This is a genomic window from Mesorhizobium sp. LNJC394B00 (genome assembly GCF_000502555.1).
In the GTDB taxonomy this organism is placed as follows: Bacteria; Pseudomonadota; Alphaproteobacteria; order Rhizobiales; family Rhizobiaceae; genus Mesorhizobium.
This window is the reverse complement of record NZ_AYWH01000001.1, coordinates 562,757-577,061: the sequence shown is the minus strand read 5'-3', so window position 1 is coordinate 577,061 and position 14,305 is coordinate 562,757. Positions and strand designations below refer to the sequence as shown.

General features: G+C 63.4%; 18 protein-coding genes. 3 read left to right on the top strand and 15 right to left on the bottom strand.

Features of this window, described 5'->3' with window-relative positions; genetic code table 11:
- Window positions 1-134 precede the first annotated feature (134 nt).
- Window positions 135-662, bottom strand: coding sequence for a DinB family protein (locus tag X751_RS160695; RefSeq protein WP_023705340.1), 528 nt, complete (start codon window positions 660-662; stop codon window positions 135-137).
- A gap of 95 nt (window positions 663-757) precedes the next feature.
- Between X751_RS160695 and X751_RS160700 the strand changes: the two genes are divergently transcribed.
- The gene (locus X751_RS160700; RefSeq protein WP_023705341.1) at window positions 758-1,348 is read left to right on the top strand and encodes a TetR/AcrR family transcriptional regulator; all 591 of its coding nucleotides are present in this window, start codon (window positions 758-760) and stop codon (window positions 1,346-1,348) included.
- Between the two features lie 97 nt (window positions 1,349-1,445).
- Here X751_RS160700 and X751_RS160705 read toward each other — a convergent pair whose 3' ends face one another.
- From X751_RS160705 to X751_RS160720, 5 genes are all read right to left on the bottom strand, one after another.
- Complete coding sequence (locus X751_RS160705) at window positions 1,446-1,892, bottom strand: hypothetical protein (protein ID WP_023673457.1); 447 nt, start codon at window positions 1,890-1,892, stop codon at window positions 1,446-1,448.
- Window positions 1,893-2,094: 202 nt separating this feature from the next.
- On the bottom strand, window positions 2,095-2,517 hold the full coding sequence (locus X751_RS160710) for a VOC family protein (RefSeq protein WP_023684718.1): 423 nt from the start codon (window positions 2,515-2,517) through the stop codon (window positions 2,095-2,097).
- A complete protein-coding gene (locus X751_RS01000000163445; RefSeq protein WP_023705343.1) occupies window positions 2,505-3,008 on the bottom strand; it encodes a MarR family transcriptional regulator in 504 nt (167 codons plus the stop codon). Before X751_RS01000000163445 ends, X751_RS160710 begins: the two co-directional genes overlap by 13 nt.
- A 239-nt stretch (window positions 3,009-3,247) precedes the next feature.
- The gene (locus X751_RS160715) at window positions 3,248-4,096 is read right to left on the bottom strand and encodes a 23S rRNA (adenine(2030)-N(6))-methyltransferase RlmJ (protein WP_023705344.1); all 849 of its coding nucleotides are present in this window, start codon (window positions 4,094-4,096) and stop codon (window positions 3,248-3,250) included.
- Window positions 4,097-4,103: 7 nt separating this feature from the next.
- Window positions 4,104-4,718 (bottom strand): hypothetical protein, encoded by a 615-nt coding sequence (locus X751_RS160720; protein WP_023743810.1) that lies wholly within the window; start codon window positions 4,716-4,718, stop codon window positions 4,104-4,106.
- Window positions 4,719-4,900: 182 nt separating this feature from the next.
- On the opposite strand from X751_RS160720, the gene X751_RS160725 reads away from it, so the two are divergent.
- On the top strand, window positions 4,901-6,058 hold the full coding sequence (locus tag X751_RS160725; RefSeq protein ID WP_031246871.1) for a hypothetical protein: 1,158 nt from the start codon (window positions 4,901-4,903) through the stop codon (window positions 6,056-6,058).
- Window positions 6,059-6,116: 58 nt separating this feature from the next.
- Here X751_RS160725 and X751_RS160730 read toward each other — a convergent pair whose 3' ends face one another.
- The 8 genes from X751_RS160730 to X751_RS160765 all read right to left on the bottom strand — a co-directional run bounded on the left by X751_RS160730 (window position 6,117) and on the right by X751_RS160765 (window position 13,097).
- Window positions 6,117-6,410 (bottom strand): addiction module antidote protein, encoded by a 294-nt coding sequence (locus tag X751_RS160730; protein ID WP_023672747.1) that lies wholly within the window; start codon window positions 6,408-6,410, stop codon window positions 6,117-6,119.
- A gap of 1 nt (window position 6,411) precedes the next feature.
- Window positions 6,412-6,699 (bottom strand): type II toxin-antitoxin system RelE/ParE family toxin, encoded by a 288-nt coding sequence (locus X751_RS160735; protein ID WP_023672746.1) that lies wholly within the window; start codon window positions 6,697-6,699, stop codon window positions 6,412-6,414.
- 52 nt (window positions 6,700-6,751) lie between these two features.
- Complete coding sequence (locus X751_RS160740) at window positions 6,752-7,756, bottom strand: Rieske (2Fe-2S) protein (protein ID WP_023743808.1); 1,005 nt, start codon at window positions 7,754-7,756, stop codon at window positions 6,752-6,754.
- Window positions 7,753-8,961, bottom strand: a complete 1,209-nt coding sequence (locus X751_RS160745) for a GNAT family N-acetyltransferase (RefSeq protein WP_023743807.1) — start codon at window positions 8,959-8,961, stop codon at window positions 7,753-7,755. Before X751_RS160745 ends, X751_RS160740 begins: the two co-directional genes overlap by 4 nt.
- Entirely contained in the window at window positions 8,958-10,214 is a 1,257-nt protein-coding gene (locus X751_RS160750; RefSeq protein WP_023715075.1) for a F390 synthetase-related protein, read from the bottom strand. Before X751_RS160750 ends, X751_RS160745 begins: the two co-directional genes overlap by 4 nt.
- Window positions 10,211-11,110, bottom strand: a complete 900-nt coding sequence (locus X751_RS160755) for an MBL fold metallo-hydrolase (protein ID WP_245265726.1) — start codon at window positions 11,108-11,110, stop codon at window positions 10,211-10,213. Before X751_RS160755 ends, X751_RS160750 begins: the two co-directional genes overlap by 4 nt.
- Entirely contained in the window at window positions 11,107-12,111 is a 1,005-nt protein-coding gene (locus tag X751_RS160760; protein WP_031204524.1) for an NAD(P)-dependent oxidoreductase, read from the bottom strand. The genes X751_RS160755 and X751_RS160760 overlap by 4 nt, the downstream gene beginning before the upstream one ends.
- On the bottom strand, window positions 12,108-13,097 hold the full coding sequence (locus X751_RS160765) for a 3-oxoacyl-[acyl-carrier-protein] synthase III C-terminal domain-containing protein (RefSeq protein ID WP_023743804.1): 990 nt from the start codon (window positions 13,095-13,097) through the stop codon (window positions 12,108-12,110). Before X751_RS160765 ends, X751_RS160760 begins: the two co-directional genes overlap by 4 nt.
- 153 nt (window positions 13,098-13,250) lie before the next feature.
- Here X751_RS160765 and X751_RS160770 point away from each other — a divergent pair, with 153 nt between their 5' ends.
- Window positions 13,251-13,847 carry a T6SS immunity protein Tdi1 domain-containing protein gene (locus tag X751_RS160770; RefSeq protein ID WP_023743803.1) on the top strand — a complete coding sequence of 199 codons (597 nt, stop codon included), beginning with the start codon at window positions 13,251-13,253 and terminating at the stop codon, window positions 13,845-13,847.
- A 6-nt stretch (window positions 13,848-13,853) separates the two neighbouring features.
- On the opposite strand, the gene X751_RS160775 is transcribed toward X751_RS160770, so the two are convergent.
- The gene (locus X751_RS160775) at window positions 13,854-14,303 is read right to left on the bottom strand and encodes a DNA polymerase III subunit chi (RefSeq protein ID WP_023672739.1); all 450 of its coding nucleotides are present in this window, start codon (window positions 14,301-14,303) and stop codon (window positions 13,854-13,856) included.
- Window positions 14,304-14,305 lie beyond the last annotated feature (2 nt).

Sequence of the window (14,305 nt, the reverse complement as noted above, 5' to 3'; positions counted from 1 at the left end):
TGGACGTTTCCCAGACGAGAAGGGAGATCGCCAGCTTCGGCGCAAGAGATGCCCAACGGAAATGGGAAACGAAAGATCGGGGAATCCTCCTCCCGGGAAGCCGCGGTCCCTTGGAAGCCAACGGGTGCGGGCCCCTAAGCGCCAACCCGTTCGCGCACCTGCAGCCGGCGCGAAGGCTCGGCGTGGTGGAGGTGGACGGCAAACGTATCCCACGGCGGCGCAATGCCGATCTGCATCAGGATCCGCCCGATCTCGCCGCGGTGATAGCCGCCATGCGTGACGACATGTGTCAGCATTTCCTGGCGTGACATCATCGCCCTGTCGCCGTCGGTGAAGGTGAAAGGCACAGGCTCTGACATGAGCTTTGGCGAGACGGCTTCGATATAGTCGAGATACCAACGATCCACCGCAGCGACATCAGCGCTCAATTCATCGAGTGCCGGTGTGTCCTCGGTGTTGTCGGACGCATAGCCATGACGCGTGCCGGAAAGATGCGCGGCGAATATCTTCGATACGACAAGGTTGTGGTTGATGAGACGGGTCGCCGTGTGGCGCTGATCGACATGCTCCTGCTGGTCGAGGCCCGCAAGCTTCTGCAGCAATTCACCATTCGCCCAGGCTTGATAAACGAAGAGGCTGCGGAGCAAATCCAGCGCGTCCATGGTCTGTATCCTTTGCAAAAAATGTGAGTATATTATCTATATTCTTGGCTGCTGGAGCAGACATGTCTACTCGCATTGCAAAGCCGCGCTCACGCATGCGCAAGCAGCCGCGCCAGGCGCGTTCGAGAGCGACGGTCGAGGCGATCATCGAAGCCGGTGCTCATGTTCTAAGCGCGCTCGGCTGGGCCGGCTTCACCACCAACAAGGTGGCCGATGCGGCCGGCGTCAGCATCGGCTCGCTCTATCAATATTTTCCCGACAAGCTGTCGCTGGTCGAAGCAATTCGCCGGCGACATTTCGATCAGGTGCTGTCGGTGATCGCCGAATCAACAGAAGGCGACAAGCCGCTCAAACGATTCGCGCAGGAGCTGGTGCGCGGCATGATCGATGCGCACAGCATCCATCCGACGCTGCATCAGGTGCTGCTCGACGAGGCGCCGGGCGATCGCGGCTCACGCGCCGCCCATGCCTCGTTCCAGTCGCGCTATCTTGATCACTACACGGCGGCGGTGGCGCAATATCGCAGGCGCAGAAAGGACAATGAGACCGTGGCCCGGGTGCTGTCCTCAGCGGTCGAGGGCGTCATCCACAATGCCGCGCGGCGAGACATGCTCGACTTGCCGGAACTGCAGAAGCAGTTGGTCGAGCTGATCTGCGCTTACGTATCTGGTGGGAAGGCGATGTGAGGCAGCGGCAGCAGTTCGGAGATTGGCGAAACCGGAGCGACATCAGATCTCCCCCTTGCGGGGAGATAGCAGGTTCAACGGCGGTTCTTATCCGACCTTAGCGCAGGACGCGGCAGCGGCCGTTGTAGACCATCCAGCGGTCGAAGCCCGAGACGCAGAATTCGACATTGTCGCCGATCGAGGCAAAACCCTGGCCTTCCTCGATCAAGTACCAGATGGTGCGGGCGCGGCCATCGGAAAGGCTGACGGTGGCGCCGCAATAGCGGCGGCCGATCGGCCATTCTTCGCTGGCCGGGAGATAGCGATGCTGGTGGATGCGTTGGAAATCGGTGATCGAAACATCCGGCAGATGCGGCACGTGATGCACCTGGTAGGAGAAGCGGCTGGAGATCTTGCTTAGCACCCAGGCCTCGCCGCAAACGCCGCTGTCCTCGTCGGAATAGACGGAAAGATCGGCGGCCTGCGCTGGCTGGCCGAGGGGTGCGGCCAGCGGCGTGCAAAGCGAAATCAGGGCAGCAAGAGCGGATTTGGCAAAGCGAGTCATGGCAGCCTCTCAAAGGTCGACTGCGCCCACTTTGCGGATTCGGCGGCGCGCGGTCAAGCGGTCGCGCTGCCGATGGTTTCCCGCTCCGCAACCGGTTTTTCCGGTGCGAAGCTGCGAAACCACGTCCTGACGTTTGAAAAAGCTCGCCTTGCCCATTAGGAAAAGCGGCCTGCCCATGGCCGGCGGGCCGCCGAAACCCGGTTCAGCCTTGCTTGGCGTCGCCCTGCGGTATGGCGGCCGGGTCCATCCACATCGCTTCCCAGACGTGGCCGTCAGGATCGGCCAGGCTGCGATTGTACATGAAGCCATAATCCTGCTGGGCGTTGATGTCGGCGGCGCCGCCATTTTTAGCCGCCGCCTCATTCATCGCATCGACCGCCGCGCGGCTGTCGCAGGACACGGCAAGCATGACCTCGCTCGAGGTGGCCGGTGGGATGGGGCGATCGGTGAACTGACGCCATTTGGCATGGGTGAGCAGCATGACGTTGATCGTTTCGCTCAGCACCATGCAGGCTGCGGTGTCGTCGGTGAAGTGCGGGTTGTTGTCGAAACCGAGAGCTTTGTAGAAGGCCATCGACGCAGCGAGGTCGGCGACGGGCAAGTTGACGAAGATCATACGGGGCATAGCGTCTCCTTGACAGTACACAGTTGAAACCGGACCGGCGTTGCGCCGGACCATCCTCCGATGCCTTCTCTCAACGCACCGGTTTTGCTTTGCCGCGCACCCTCTCGGTCTGCGCCTTCTGCATCGCTTCGACCTCTTGATAAGCCGAGCAAAAACTGCATCTCGGCCGCCGAATATTTCTCCAGCAATGCGTCGCCCGCCTCGAGGATCGGATGGTAGCAGCGCCGGACGAGTTCCTCGGTGCCCGCCGCGACCATGACCTTGCGCCTGTCATCGGGATCCGGCTGGCGGCTGACGAAGCCGCGCTTTTCCAGCCGGTCAATCAACGTCGTAACCGCCGCCGGCGTGAGATTTGTCTCCCTCGCTACGACGTTTGCCGGCCGCGGGCCGTGACTGATCGCGCCGAGACAGCGGCGCTCGGCAGCGCTCAGCACATAGATTTCGGCAACGGTCCCATCGAACGTTTCAACGGCATCCTGCCAGCGCGACATCGCGAAGCCTATCGCGTTGACCCGTTCCTTTTTTGTCGATCTTGGCTTCGATTCGAAATCTAATAATTAGACATCTATCTATCTGATTCTGGGATTAGCGTCAACGCCAAGCCGATTAGATGTGCATCTCCATGGTTTCGGTTCGTTGAACACAGCTGAGCATTCGCGGATGGCGCCACCGTCAAAACTTCTAGCGACTTTGTGTCTTTGCCGCGGGCGTCGCCCGCTGCGAAGCGTCGCTACTCCCCGGCCAGCCATTCCAGCGACCAGTGCGCCGGCTTTTCGACCGCCAGCAATCTGTGCAGGACCGGCAGCACGATGCGCAGTTCGCGCTCCAGCGTGAAGGGCGGGTTGACCACCACCATGCCGCTGCCGTCGAGGCTTGGTTCACGCGATGCCGGCCGGATCTCGAACTCGATGTCGAGCAGTTTTGGAACGCCGGATTGCTTGAGCGCCTTGCGGAAGGCGATGATCGCTTTGCGGTCCTTGATCGGATACCACAGCGCGTAGATGCCACCCGGCCAGCGCCTGTGCGCTTTCTGCATTCCGTCGACCAGGCGGTCGAATTCGCCGGCTTCTTCGAACGGCGGATCGATCAGCACCAGGCCGCGCTTTTCCTTTGGCGGCAGATGCGCGCCAAGCGCCAGCCAGCCGTCGAGTTCGATCACCCTTGTCTGGAAATCGCCGGCAAACAGCGTCTTCAGCCTGGCAGCATCTGCGTCGTGCAATTCGATCGCCGACAACCGGTCCTGCTTTCGCATGAGGTACCTGGCGATCAATGGCGAGCCCGGATATTTCTTCACCCCGCCATCGGGATTGAGCGAACGCACCGCTTCAAGATAGGGGGCAAGCAGCGCAGCCGCCGATTTTTCGATCGGGGCGTGGATGAGGCGGCCGATGCCGCCTTGCCATTCGCCGGTCTTTTGCGCTTCCGCCGACGAAAGATCGTAGCGGCCAATGCCGGCATGAGTGTCGACGACACGGAACGCCTTGTCCTTTTGCTTCAGATAGTCGAGCAGAAGGCTGAGCACGACATGCTTGACGACGTCGGCGAAATTGCCGGCGTGATAGGCGTGACGGTAGTTCATGCTGCGCTCATGTCGAGGAGCCTCTGCCCCAACGCGGCGGTGGCGGCTTCGAGTTCGGGTTCTCCGGCCGGCGACCGCCGAAAGCCAGAGTAAGCAGGAAGCCGATCAGGCCGACGGCCATCAGCCCATAGCCAACCGGCCGTGCGCGTTGATCGATCTCACCGGCGCCGGAGCGCAGTATCAGATCCACTGCGCGTATCGGGATATCGTCGGCGTCGCCCGGGCCGGCGGTGAAGAGATAGGCGCCTGGACTGACGGTTTCGATCACGCCGGCCTCGTCGCGAAAGATCTTGTCGGGCAGTTGCGGGCTGACCTGGCGCGGATTGTCGGCGTGGTTGAATTGCAGCGTCGAGGCAAGCACCGTGCGCCCGGCTGTGGCGGCAGTCAGCGTCAGCACGGTGCGGTGCTGCGAGACAATGCGCTCGGCCTTTGCCGTCAGGTCGACCAGCACTCTGACCGGCGCGTCGCCAGCTTTCAGCGTCACCGTCACAGGCCTAAACCGTCCCTGGTCGTAGACGCGCCAGGTGCCGATCTCGTGGCCGGAGAAATTGCTCATGGCCCAGGGATAGACGAAGCCAATGGCGGCGCCGGCAAGCAGTATCAGGACAAACAGAAAGCGCATTGAGGAGATCCGGGTGTTCGACAGATTGCCAATAACGCCCCGAAGGCCAAAAAGCGATGGCTGACGCAGCGGAGCCACCTTTGTGGAGTGCGTTGGCGGCACGCAAGCCATGTGGCACTTATGGCGAATGAAGCCTTCCGCAGAAGCATCGACTCGTCTTTTCCAACCGATGCCGGTGGCTCATGCCCAATAGCACCGTGCTGATCACCGGTGCCCGCGCGCCGGTGGCGCTGCACCTGGCGCGGCTGCTGCATGGCGCCGGTCGCCGGGTGATCCTGGCCGACAGCCCGGCCCGGCCGATGGCCGCAGCGAGCACGGCCTGCGCCGCCTACCATCGCCTGCCGCCGCCGCGCTTTGCCGCCGACGCCTATGCCAAGGCGGTGGAAGCGCTTGTCCGCGTGGAAGGCATCGAACTCGTTATCCCGACCTGCGAGGAAGTCTTTTATCTCGGTCGTCTCTGGCAGCACCGCGCCATGCCGGCCCGCCTCTTCGCACCCGAGATGGCGATGCTCGCCCGCGTTCACGACAAGCATGCCTTCATCCGGCTGGCGCAGAGCCTTGGGCTCGACGTGCCGGAAACGATACTGCTGCAAAGCGAGGCCGATCTCGACGGCGTTCGTGGCCAATCGCGCGAATTGGTGTTCAAACCTGTGTGGTCACGTTTTGCCCGTGACGTACTGCTGCGGCCATCGCCGGACGAACTCGACGCCGTCCGCCCCTCGCCCGCCGCTCCTTGGGTGGCGCAGCGCTACGTCGCCGGTGAAGAGATCAGCGCCTATGCGGTGGCGATCGAGGGTGAACTCAAAGCGCTGGCGCTCTACCGTTCGCTCTATCGCGCCGGCAAGGGCGCCGGCATCTGTTTCGAGCCGGTCGAGGATATCGCGGCGCGGCGCTTCGTCGAAACCTTCGTCGCCGGCGCCGGCTGGACCGGCCAGATATCCTTCGACCTGATGCGCGAGAACAACGGCAGGGTGCTGCCACTGGAGTGCAATCCGCGCGCCGTGAGCGGCCTGCACTTCTTTCGCGATCCGCGGCGCTTCGCCGACGCGGTCCTGGAGGATGGCGCCGAGGTGAAGCCCGACGTGACGGCGCCGCAGACGGTGAGGCTTGCGATGTGGATCTACGGGATGCCGGCGGCACTGCGCTCCGGTGGTCTCGGCAGCTTTCGCCAGGCGATGCACGATGCCGATGAGCTGCTCGACTGGCCGGGCGACCCCGCGCCGAAGCGGGCGCAGTGGCGCACGCTGGCCGAGATCGCCGGCACAGCACTGCGCCAGCGCATCAGCCTTCAGGCCGCGTCGACGCGCGATATCGAGTGGAATGGGCCGGAGCAGGACTAGTCGAGTTGAAGCGGAACTTCCCGTTTTCAGCTGAGTGCGTAAGTCCTGCTAAGGTTGCCTAAACGGGATTAACTGGCTTTGCGGACAATTGCAGGCCAAGCGCCTTGGTTACGCCCAGCAATGTACTGAGGCGCGGATCGCCCTTTTCGCTCAGCGCCTTGTAGAGTGCCTCTCGGGTCACGCCGGCGTCCTTCGCTATGCTTGTCATGCCGCGGGCGCGCGCGACAATGCCGAGGGCGTGCGCAATATAAGTCGCGTCCCCGGTCTCGAACGCATCAGCGAGCAGTTCGGCTTGAGACTCAGCATCATCAAGATATTCGGCGGCGTCGAATGGTGTGGTTCTGAGGGTCATATCAAACTTCCTTTGCCATTTTCCTGGCTTTTCCGATGTCCCTGTCCTGCGAGCCTTTGTCACCGCCGCAGAGCAGGATAATGACCGTGTTGCCGCGCCGGACGAAGTACACGCGGTATCCCGGACCGTAATCTACGCGCAATTCTCCTATGCCATCGAAGAACTTGGCATCTCCCAACAGCCCAGCCTGAACGCGGACAATCCGTTGGGTGATCTTCTTTACGGCGCGAATGTCCGTGAGCCCTCTGAGCCATTTTCGGAATTCGTCAGTGGATCGAACTTCGATCATCCGTGAACTATAATTTACAGCAGAACTGGAATCAAGTGCCGTGAACTTTAGATTACAACTCGATTTGGTGCACCCGCGGCTCTGCCGCCGCCGGTGGCATCTTGCCGTCGATGATCGCCGCTATGTCGCGGCGCAGGAAATCCAGCGGGCCGATCGCCGGCTGAACCTGCGGCGATATACGGGCGTTGTCGCTGGCCGATTTCAGCACATGGCGATCCTGCTGCAGGGCAAAGGCAAAGAGCGGCCGGAAAGCAAGCGCCTTGAGTTCGCCGAACAGGCCCTGTCGCGGGCCGATCAGCCAGCCGACGCCTTCGACGGTCCGTTCGTCCGCCTGACGCAAATGGAAAGTGGTCGCCAGCGCCAAGCCGCCCTTGCCCCAATATTCGAGTTCGACGATGCCGGGATGGCGGTAGCGGCCGATGGTCTTGGCGCGCTCGCCTTCCAGCAGCCGGCTGACCAGCCCCTGTTGGCGGTCCTCGCCGGTGTAGCAGCTTTCGACCCAGCCCTTGCCGCCGGTCACCTCGACGCGCACGAGATGGCGCTTTGCGGTCAGGCCGCGCAGCACACCCTTGTGGGTGAAGTGGGTGTGAGTGGCGTCGAGAATGTTCTCGGCGGCGTCGAGCACCGTCGATCGCGCCGAGCTTCGCACCCGCTTCACGACGACATCCTTGCCTTGCATGCAATGGAGATAGGGCTCGCCCTCAGGCGTGCCTGCCGAGACGAAGACGACGCCGTCGCGCTCGATCGCGCTGTAGCGGCGGATACGGTAATGCGGGACGTCGCCGACATGGCCGGGAATGGCGGTGCAGCGCCCTTCCCCATTGTAGCGCCAGCCATGATAGGGACATTCGATCTCGCCACCGACGACCTTGCCGGTCGAGAGTTCGACCAGGCGGTGAGCGCAGCGGTCGAAGAGGGCGGCAATGCCTTTCGCCGAGCGGAACAGCACCAGTGGCGCGCCGTCGAACAGGATGCGCTTCGGCTTGGCTTTGATGTCGGCAGACCGCATCACCGCCTGCCAATAGTCTTTGTCTTTCTGCTGCCGGGTGTCGCTCAAAGTTCAAATCTCCTGAGCAGGGGAATGCCGATCTTCGCGAGCACAAATTCCATGATCCGCACCGCCATGCGTTGGCGGCGCGGCNTCCTGAGCAGGGGAATGCCGATCTTCGCGAGCACAAATTCCATGATCCGCACCGCCATGCGTTGGCGGCGCGGCAGATGGGCAGCATAGACGGCGTTGTATTCCACCGTCGCCACGGCGCCGCGCAAGCGTTTGAAGGCGGCGGCACCGGCGCTCATGTTGAAGAACAGGCTGTGCGCCATCGCATGATCCTGCGCCAGCGCCATCATCATGCGGTAAAGGCCTTCGCTCACCGGGAGGCCGGTGTCGTAGCCGACGATGGGCTGCGTCAGTGTCCTGCCGTTCTGAGACAAAGCGGCGACGGCGACCAGTTCACCGCCGGGACGACGCAGGCCTGCCAGTTGCAGGATGCCGCGACGGTGCGTCTCGCCGATATAGCGGGCCGTGTAGTGCGGGTTGAGCGGCGTGTATTTGTCGAGATAGAGCATCCGGTAGAGCGCTTCGGCGCGCGCATAGTCGGCCTCGGTGAAGTCGCCATTGCCGACCTGCTCGAAAGGCGTCGTGGGCAGCCGCTTGCGGTCGCGCTTCATGTCGTTGGTCATGGCCGAACCGTCGCCTGCGAAGATGTAGATCTGCCGCGCCGCCAGCATTCGAAAACCCTCCGCCTTCAGCGCTGCGATTGTCGACGGATCGGCGATCTCGTTCAGGGAGCGGATGAGAACAGCGCGATCGGGAAAACGCGCGGTGAGATCGTCGCGCATCGCCGCGACCGCGTTGCGATCGAGCAGCGGCACCGGATTGGTCGAATAGAGCCAGTTGTTGACCTGAACCTGATGGTCAAGGCCGCTCATCCTGACCAGCGGCGCGCACAGGCCGATCAGCATCCGCATCGTTTTTTGCAGCAAGGGCGAGGAGACGAAATTGCGGGTCTCGTCGATGGCATAGTCGACATAGGCGCTGGACGGGCAGCAGATGTAGCAGTTCGGCGCTTCGCTTCTGTCGTTCAGCGTCAGCGGAAAGGAGCGGCCGGCGATCTCGAAGGTTTCGACAGCCACTGTCAGATTGCGCACGAGGTCGCGCACCGGCACCTCGTTGAAAAGCTGAACGAAGGCTTCGACCTCACGCGGGTTGTTTTCTACCCGGTTCGTCTGATCGAGTGGCAACATAGCGAGCCGGTTCATGATGCCGCTCCCAGGTGGCATTCGACCCGACGCAGTTTGCGGCCGGTCTCCAACGGCAGGTCCCTGCGAACAAGGCTGACCGAAGCTGTCGCCTGGCGCGCCGCCAGCAAATTGCGCACGGACTGATGGGCGGCGGTGGCGGCTTCGTCGGCAAGCCCGGGGGCCAGGCTGAGTTCGATTGCATCTTCAGCGGTCTGGACCAGGCGGAAATCGTCGATGCGCCGGTCGGCCTTGAGCACCGCATTGCGTAGTATGTCGGGCGTGACGAGGAGCTGCCCGTGCGGCGAGGCTAGCCGGAAAGCGTCGTCCATGCGGCCGACGATCTCGTCCAGCGTGCGCAGCGGCGAGCCGCAGCGGCATGGCTTTTCGGACAGCCGCAGCAAGTCGTTCATCCGGTAGCGCGCCATGATCTGGGTCCGGCGGCGAAAGGCGGTGATCAGCGGCATGACCAGGCCGTCGCCGGCCGGTTCGAACTCGAAGAACACCGAATCCTCGGCCAGATGCAGCCCGCCCTGGCGGCAGGTGACGGCGAACAGCCCTTCGGTCGCCATGTAGATCTGGTCGACCTGACCACCAAAGAATGCCTCTATGACCGGCCGGTCAACCGGGTCGAGCGTTTCGGCGGCGCTGAAGACACGCTGCGGCTTGAGCCGAAAGCCCTCGGCCGCGAAGTGCCGCAGTATCTTCGGTGGCGCGATGATCACCGTCGGCGCGAAATCTTCGAGAGCGCCGCGCCAGCTCTCCGGACCGCGCGTCAGATCGAAGAAGCGCAGGTCGATACGCCGCGATTTGCGCGCGCTATCGTAGAGCCCGGTGTTTTGCGGCAGGATCACCGCAACGCGCTGCCGGCGCCAGAGCAGATCGGGCACGGCTTTGGCCAGGATGGTGCCCAGCCAGCGGTATTTTTCCGCCTCGGAAATGACGAACAGGCCACGATTGCCCGACGTGCCGGTGCTGGAGCCGACAGTCAGCTCGCCAATGCGGCTATCGCCGGCCTGCGCCTTCCAGGCCTCGGCGGCCGAGACGCCATGAATGTTGAAGCGCTCGAAATTGCCCATCAGCGTCGCCTTGTCGGTCACCGGCAGATCGCCGAGATGACGCGGCGTCTTGCCGTAGAACGGCGCGCGCGGCAGGTCGCGGTCGAGAAAGCGGCGCAAGGCATGACCTTGCCAGCGTTCGAAATTCTCACGGCTCTTGCGCGAGAGCCATTGCGTCAACACAAACGAACGGGCCGCTTCCGTCGGCCCGTTCATGCGCTCTCTCCGGCCAGATCGTAGGCCGTCACCGCCGGATCATGACAAAGAACAACCTCGCCGCCGGTCGCCAGAAACCGGCGCAACATTACGCTGGTCGGCTCGATCGCGGCGGCATCCTCGGCCAGCAGGGTTGCCGGCAGACCGGGAGTTCGGTTTTCGACAAGGGCCGCGAACAACCATTGCGCGTCGACGGCGTAGAGCAGCGGCCGCTCCAGATTTGGGAACGAAAGGCCGAACTGGCCATCGGCATGGCCGGGCAGACCGACTGCGATGACGCTGCCGTCGCCGAACAGATCGGCGCCGCCCGGTACGCCGCCACGCGGCTCGACCTGCCGCTTCGACGACAGCCCGTCGAGTCGGGCCTCGAAGTCAGACGGGAACAGTTCCTTGAAGACGCCATGGCGCAGATTCTGCAGGGAAGTCTTGGCCTTCGCCCGCGCCCAGGCGGTGTCATTGGCGATAAGCCGAGCGTTGGGAAACAGCGACAGGCCCGACATGTGGTCGGCATGGAAATGCGTGACGATGACGGTGCGCACATCCTGCAAAGACAGGCCGAAGCGCGCCAGTACCGCGAGCGGCTGCTCGGCTTCGTTGAGCTGGGGCCGGAGGATCGCACTGTAAAGACGCAACGCCGTGCTGCGCTCGCTGCCTTGTGTCACATGCGGCGTGTAGCCGGTATCGACCAGTACGGGGCCGGCCTGCGGATGCATGATCAGGCCGTAGCGGACACGTAGCCTGACCTTCGCCCAGCTGCCGCCGCGCAGGATCAGGCGCTCGACTGCGCCGACAGAGGCGCTGTTGGCGAAGACGATCTTCACGCAGCCTCCCNCGCCGCGCAGGATCAGGCGCTCGACTGCGCCGACAGAGGCGCTGTTGGCGAAGACGATCTTCACGCAGCCTCCCTGCTTTCCGTCGCCTTGCCGAATGTGCGATCGAGCCCTTCCTCGAACGACACTTTCGGCGCCCAGCCGAGGATGCGGCCTGACTTGGAAAGATCGAGGCTCTGCGCATAGGCGAACAGGCCAAGACCGTAGCGCGTCACCGGCGGTTCCGGGCAGCCGGGCAATATATTCGCTACCGTCTCCGCTATCCCGGCCGCCAGCATGGCGGGCCAGAGCGGCATTCTGCGCCAGCGCGGCTGCACGCCGGCGCGGGCGCAGGCCGCCTCGGCAATGCGGCGGACCGGCACCACTTCGCCGCCGGAGATGTTGAATACCTGTCCCTCGGCAGCGCTGCCGGCGGACAGCGCGGCAAGCACCGCATCGACGACATCCTCTATATAAGTGAGATCGATGCGCGCCTTGCCGTCGCGAAACAGCGGCAGCGGCCGCTGCCGTGCCACCTGCAGCAGACGCGGCAGCAGCGTGCGGTCGCCGGGACCGTAGAGGCCGCGCGGCCGTAGCACCACCGGGCTGATCTCAGGCGCCGCCAGCACGATCTCCTCGGCCTGCCGCTTGGTGCGGGCATAGTGGTTGACCGGAGGGGGCAAGGCCGCATTCTCGGAAACTCCGAGCTGGTCGCGATAGGCGAAACAGACCGTCGGGCTGGAGATATGGACGAAGCGGCGCACGCCTTGCCCGCGCGCGAAATCGCTGAGGTTGCGGGTAGCTGTGACATTTGCCGTCTGGAAATCCGCCAACCTGCCGAAGGGCGCGGAAAGTGCCGCGCAGTGGATGATCGCATCGACTCCGTCGAGAGCGCGCGCGGCAGCTGCATCGAACGGTTGAGACAAATCGAGCCGAACGACCCGATGACCAGCGGCTTCGAGCGCCGCGCAGCGTTTGGCGTCCCTGCCAAGACCCAGCGCAGGTGTACCCAGTGCAGCCAGCCGCGCCATGACATGCGCGCCGAGGAAGCCGCTGGCGCCGGTGACGAGGACGCGTCCCACGGTCATGCTTCCAGCGCCATGCCGCCGAACGACACGCCGGCCGAGGTGCCGAGGAACAGCACCTTGGCGCCGGGCACAATGCGTTGTTCGCGGCGCGCGACGTCGAGCGCAAAGGGGATGGAAGCGGCGATCTGATTGCCGTAGCGCGCCGCGATGTCGACGAGCTTTTCCCTGGCGAAGCCGGTCTGGCGCGCCATGTGGGCGAGCGCGAAAGGGCTTGCCTGATGCGGCACGACGAGGTCGACATCGTCGTGCCGCCAGCCGGCGCGATCGAGCAACTCCGCTACAAAGCCGTTGAAATGGCGTGACGTGACGCGAAACAGTTCCTTACCCTCCATGTGGAACAGGCTGTGGCGGGCGAATTCCTCGGGCTCACGATGAAAGTCGAACCGGGTGCCGCCGGAGCCGATGCTGCAGGCCGCATAGGCGGAAGGGTAGGTGCGCATCAGATTGGCCGCCACCCCACCTTCGCCAGGGGCTGCCTGTTGCAGCACGGCGGCCGCCGCGCCATCGCCGAAGAGGGCCGCAATTTCCGGCTGGTCCTGCCACGGCAGGGCGCGCGAGGCGATTTCAGACGAGAACACCAGCGCCGTCCGGCATTGCCCGGCCTCGATCAGGCGCGACGCGGTCTCGAAGGCTGTGAGGAAACCGAGGCAGGTGCTGTTGACGTCGAAGGCGGCCGCCGACCCATCGGCAAGGCCGAGGCGCTGCATGACCAGCGGAGCCGTCGACGGCAACGGCTGATAAGGCACGCCGCAACCGCCGATGACCAGATCGACACTGCCTGCCTCAAGTTCGGCATCGGCAAGCGCCAGACGGGCTGCGGCACAAGCAAGGTCGACCTGCGATTCGGCGTCGCAGACATAGCGTTCGATGACGCCGGTCGCGGCCTCGAAATGTCCATCGCCATACCCCAGCCGCGCATCGAGGGCGCGCGACGTCACGCATCGAGCCGGCACGGCCCGCCCGGTTCCGATGATCCTGATCCGCATTCTCAGCCCGCCCAATGAGCCTGCATCCAGTCAATCCATAAAACGGATCCAATGTGATGGCCATCATCAAGACGAATGCGTGGGAACTATGGAGCCTTCAGTGGATTGCGTCTAGAATCTCTCGCAAGTATAAAGACCCGTACGGGGGCGATTATGGCCAGATCTTTTTTCCGCTTTATTTCTTCAATTTTTGGCGCGTCCGACGCCAGACAGGAAGGAAAAGCCGAGCCCAACAGAGCCAATACAGGGGGCTTGATCAGAGCCGAATGGCCCCATGACTATCAGTTCCTCTTTATCGAACCACCTGCGAACGAAATCGCGGAAGCGTTGGACGGCTGGAAGTGGATCGGACTGGATGGCCTTGAACCAGCTGCGGTGTCAGCTTTCGGCGACATATTTTTCCGTGCCGGCGACGGGTCGGTTCGTCATCTCGATATGCTCGACGGGAAATTGACCAGAATTGCGGGTCATTGGGCGGAATTTCAGGCCGACTTGCAGAATGAAGCGCGCCGCGACGAGTTGCTGCTGGCGGGCCTTGTCGTTGCCGCCCGAAAGAACGGACTGATTCCGGCAGCCGGCCAATGCTATGATTTCAAGAAGCCGCCGGTGCTTGGCGGCGAAATGAGTCTGCGAGAGATGGAAACGACGTTTTTCGTTGTGAAGGTGCATATCGCCGGCCAAATCCATCGGCAGGTGAAAGATCTCCCGCAGGGCGCGAAGATAAACAAGGTTACGATCAGCGACCGATAACGCGACTTACGCCTTGCGCTCCCAGCGACGGTCGGGCGTCTGCTGCCAGTAGGTGACAGCGTGGCCCGCTTCTTTCAACACCTTCCAATGCGTCCGCGCCCCTTCGACCTGGGCCGCGTCATGGCCGTCGAACAGGAACACGGCGCGTTCGTAGCCGGCGAGATCGGCGGGTGCGGCGCCATCGACGAGGAAGCGTATCTGCGCCTGGTTGGGGTTGGCGTCGCTCGTGGTGAGCAGGATTGGCTGTTCGGCCGGATGGGCTTCACGGTCGGTCGCGTGCGCGAGGAACGAATCGTCCCTGAATGTCCACAGATGCAGGTCGAGCGCATCGCGCCGCTCCTCGGTCCCTGTCTGCACCACGGCGCGCCAGCCGCGATCGACGCTGCGCTCGAGCAGGCCGGGAAGCGCATCCTCCAGCGTCGATTCGGTCAGGTGGTAGAACAGGACATCGGCCATTC

What these genes read in the sequence shown, in the direction of transcription:
- X751_RS160730 (WP_023672747.1), bottom strand. Translation starts at nt 6,410, where the DNA reads ATGACCCTCAGAACCACACCATTCGACGCCGCCGAATATCTTGATGAT.
- X751_RS160695 (WP_023705340.1), bottom strand. Translation starts at nt 662, where the DNA reads ATGGACGCGCTGGATTTGCTCCGCAGCCTCTTCGTTTATCAAGCCTGG.
- X751_RS160700 (WP_023705341.1), top strand. Translation starts at nt 758, where the DNA reads ATGCGCAAGCAGCCGCGCCAGGCGCGTTCGAGAGCGACGGTCGAGGCG.
- X751_RS160720 (WP_023743810.1), bottom strand. Translation starts at nt 4,718, where the DNA reads ATGCGCTTTCTGTTTGTCCTGATACTGCTTGCCGGCGCCGCCATTGGC.
- X751_RS160715 (WP_023705344.1), bottom strand. Translation starts at nt 4,096, where the DNA reads ATGAACTACCGTCACGCCTATCACGCCGGCAATTTCGCCGACGTCGTC.
- X751_RS160710 (WP_023684718.1), bottom strand. Translation starts at nt 2,517, where the DNA reads ATGCCCCGTATGATCTTCGTCAACTTGCCCGTCGCCGACCTCGCTGCG.
- X751_RS01000000163445 (WP_023705343.1), bottom strand. Translation starts at nt 3,008, where the DNA reads ATGTCGCGCTGGCAGGATGCCGTTGAAACGTTCGATGGGACCGTTGCC.
- X751_RS160705 (WP_023673457.1), bottom strand. Translation starts at nt 1,892, where the DNA reads ATGACTCGCTTTGCCAAATCCGCTCTTGCTGCCCTGATTTCGCTTTGC.
- X751_RS160750 (WP_023715075.1), bottom strand. Translation starts at nt 10,214, where the DNA reads ATGAACGGGCCGACGGAAGCGGCCCGTTCGTTTGTGTTGACGCAATGG.
- X751_RS160735 (WP_023672746.1), bottom strand. Translation starts at nt 6,699, where the DNA reads ATGATCGAAGTTCGATCCACTGACGAATTCCGAAAATGGCTCAGAGGG.
- X751_RS160770 (WP_023743803.1), top strand. Translation starts at nt 13,251, where the DNA reads ATGGCCAGATCTTTTTTCCGCTTTATTTCTTCAATTTTTGGCGCGTCC.
- X751_RS160765 (WP_023743804.1), bottom strand. Translation starts at nt 13,097, where the DNA reads ATGCGGATCAGGATCATCGGAACCGGGCGGGCCGTGCCGGCTCGATGC.
- X751_RS160725 (WP_031246871.1), top strand. Translation starts at nt 4,901, where the DNA reads ATGCCCAATAGCACCGTGCTGATCACCGGTGCCCGCGCGCCGGTGGCG.
- X751_RS160775 (WP_023672739.1), bottom strand. Translation starts at nt 14,303, where the DNA reads ATGGCCGATGTCCTGTTCTACCACCTGACCGAATCGACGCTGGAGGAT.
- X751_RS160760 (WP_031204524.1), bottom strand. Translation starts at nt 12,111, where the DNA reads ATGACCGTGGGACGCGTCCTCGTCACCGGCGCCAGCGGCTTCCTCGGC.